Below are 2,688 nucleotides of genomic sequence, written 5' to 3' on the forward strand. Positions count from 1 at the left end.
CCGTATACCCCAGTGACTTGGATGGTGCCGCCTTTGCGGACAGCCTGAGACGCAATGATAAATGCGCTCATGGTGCCGCCTTGCAGTTTCAAACCGCTGGTTAGAAATTCGAGATCGCTCATCTTGCCATCCATTCCTACCGCATCAATCACGACATCGGCGCCGCCTTTGGTCATTTCCTTGAGATTGTTGCCGATATTCTTATCCTGTTCGAAGTTTACGATTTCCACATTGTTCATTCGCTTCGCATGCTGTAAGCGGTAATCCACATAGTCAACGGCGATGACCCGCTTTGCTCCCTTCAGCCAGCAGAACTTCTGGGCCAGAAGTCCGATCGGACCGCAGCCGAGCACGATGACTGTATCTCCATTCTTGACGCCGGCATTATCTACGCTCCAGAACGCCGTCGTCATGGTATCGGCGATCAAGCTTAGCTTTTCATCCGGTTGCTCACAGTTTTCAGGAATCTTGAAGTGGGTGAAATTAGCAAACGGAACTCGTAAATACTCGGCTTGCCCCCCAGGATAACCACCGGTCGTTCCGGAGTAGCCGAAATATGCGCCCATATCCCCGTGTTCGTTTGAGTTGTCGCATTGGCTTTCCAACTGATTCTTACAATAAAAGCATTCTCCGCATGCGATGTTGAAAGGGATGATCACACGGTCGCCTTTCTTTACCTTGGTCACTCCAGGGCCTACTTCTTCTACGATCCCCATCGGTTCATGTCCAATGACATAGTTCTCCTGAAGGTTAGGGATCATCCCGTGAATCAGGTGAAGGTCCGAGCCGCAAATGGCGGAACTGGTAACCCTTACGATCATATCGTCCGGTTTCTCAATCTTCGGATCCGGCACCTCTTTGACCACGACATTTTTAATCCCTTGATAAGTTACCGCCTTCATGCTTTATTTCCTCCAATATTTTCATCTGGGGTCCGATCAAACATCCCTTTACGCGACGTATCATCCGGGAACAAATTCATCTGCCCGATCATCACCGTATTTTTCGCCGAAAGCTGGTCGAGTTGGTACTGTTCGTTCAGCTCGTAAGGATGGAACCATTTTTTGCGAATCATGAGCTCCGTGATTTCTTGGTGCATTGCAATCCCTTGCTTAAGATGATTGCGCAGCAGCGCTCTTACATCCGGAGAAGCCGTTTCCGTCAGGGCGATGGACAAATTTCGCACACCCTCCTTGGCACGAAGAAGGAAGTCCATTGCAAAAGTCAAATCTGCCATTTCCGGCATATTTAATGAATTGATCGGGTCTAAATAATCGGTATTCATTTTTGTTCCCCTTTATTGTGTAATAGGTGTAGGGCTATTTGGAACAGGCGCTTGGAAAGGAGCTCTTGCGTAGATTGCTTGCAGCTCGGCGATCTGTTGTGTGGATTGAATTACGTCTTTCTGCATTAACGCTTTTAGCTCTTGGTCAAAGACCAAGCCTTGCATAAGTTTTGACTTAGCGAGGCAGAGCGTTTTAAAGTTTAACGCTTCATGCAGTTCCATCGATTCGTGCGGCGCTAGCGTTGGCGTATTCATTGAGAAATTATCCCCTCCTTTTTTCATCGAAGTTAGATTATCCTACGCATCGGATCTTATACTAAAATTGATTGCCGGAAATGTGGGGTCCGGATATTCCCATGCAGTCGTAAGAATATAAACAAAATCTCAACCGCATACTTATTTCTGTATAAGTTATTGATCTTTGCTTAAGGAAGGAGGACTCACCTTGCCCAATGAAAACAAAATTGATCTAGCCACCGAAAATGCAAGAAAACCGGCAGAAGGTATACTTAACTCGAGCGTCAATACGCTGGAGCAGCATGCATCTAACGCGGTTTTTGAGGCGCAAACGGCATTAAATCAGGCGATAAGCTCGATAAGTGAATCTAATGCGGCAACAAATTCACAAGCTTTGGAGACGGCCCGGCAGCAATTGACCCAAGCAGAGGAATTTTTAGATCAAGCGCAAACTTCAGCAAACGCATTACGTCTGCCGGACCAACAATAAAACGGTAGCTTTGGTGGTGGCAGAGATTCTCCTTCTTTTTCGGATAGAAGTGGAGTCAAGCTCACTCACTAATGTCGAGGTATGGTCGTCTGTCTATGTAGACGCATGATGTTTTCCGAATTTACGCCGATTCTCTCCGAATGGGCAAATGACTTGCGTTGACGCTCGGAAGAACGTATTTGCCATAGACACGGAGAGTCACCGTCAATAACCTCTTAATGTTGAAGACCATAATTGTAAGTGGATATAAGCGGACTACGGAAATTGCCCCCTTTCAATGAGACATTTTTGTACGTCGGCGAACGCGTTTGATTTGCCGGACCAGCGCAGCGAATCATGACAAGCGAAAGGGAGGCCCTTAAGGGGCCTCCCTCTTTCTTCTGCTTCCTATTTTACGGGTCGGTCGTTAAAATGCCGTCGTTCTTCAGCACCACAGCGCGGCGGCAACGCAAGCTGGGCGGGGCGAGTCTTGGGTGGCATAGCTCCACATTTAGGAACGTGTCGTACTGGCTGCGTTCTTTTGTTTTGCCGCTTCCACTCGTGTCATGGTTCCGAAGTAGACCACACAGAACACTCGAGTTATCAGGAATGTGAGAAAAATCGTGGCCCATGACCAAAACCAGTTCCAACGAATATACCGAATCAGATCGGTATATTGTACGAGCAGCACCTCAAC

Annotated in this window: 4 protein-coding genes and 1 pseudogene; 1 reads left to right on the plus strand and 4 read right to left on the minus strand. The window is 47.6% G+C overall.

Going from position 1 to position 2,688, the window contains the following annotated elements; genetic code table 11:
* From AC1DUA_RS32910 to AC1DUA_RS32920, 3 genes are all read right to left on the minus strand, one after another.
* Positions 1-902, minus strand: a 902-nt coding sequence (locus AC1DUA_RS32910; protein WP_477503738.1) for an alcohol dehydrogenase catalytic domain-containing protein, incomplete at its 3' end; no start/stop codon positions are given.
* On the minus strand, positions 899-1,285 hold the full coding sequence (locus tag AC1DUA_RS32915) for a spore coat protein (protein ID WP_477503739.1): 387 nt from the start codon (positions 1,283-1,285) through the stop codon (positions 899-901). The genes AC1DUA_RS32910 and AC1DUA_RS32915, both read right to left, overlap by 4 nt.
* A 12-nt stretch (positions 1,286-1,297) precedes the next feature.
* On the minus strand, positions 1,298-1,540 hold the full coding sequence (locus tag AC1DUA_RS32920) for a spore gernimation protein GerQ (protein WP_477503740.1): 243 nt from the start codon (positions 1,538-1,540) through the stop codon (positions 1,298-1,300).
* A 190-nt stretch (positions 1,541-1,730) separates the two neighbouring features.
* On the opposite strand from AC1DUA_RS32920, the gene AC1DUA_RS32925 reads away from it, so the two are divergent.
* A complete protein-coding gene (locus tag AC1DUA_RS32925; RefSeq protein WP_477503741.1) occupies positions 1,731-2,012 on the plus strand; it encodes a hypothetical protein in 282 nt (93 codons plus the stop codon).
* Positions 2,013-2,502: 490 nt separating this feature from the next.
* Here AC1DUA_RS32925 and AC1DUA_RS32930 read toward each other — a convergent pair.
* Positions 2,503-2,688, minus strand: a pseudogene (locus AC1DUA_RS32930) (CBO0543 family protein); the annotation flags it as partial.

The organism is Paenibacillus sp. 01T422 (assembly GCF_056398785.1).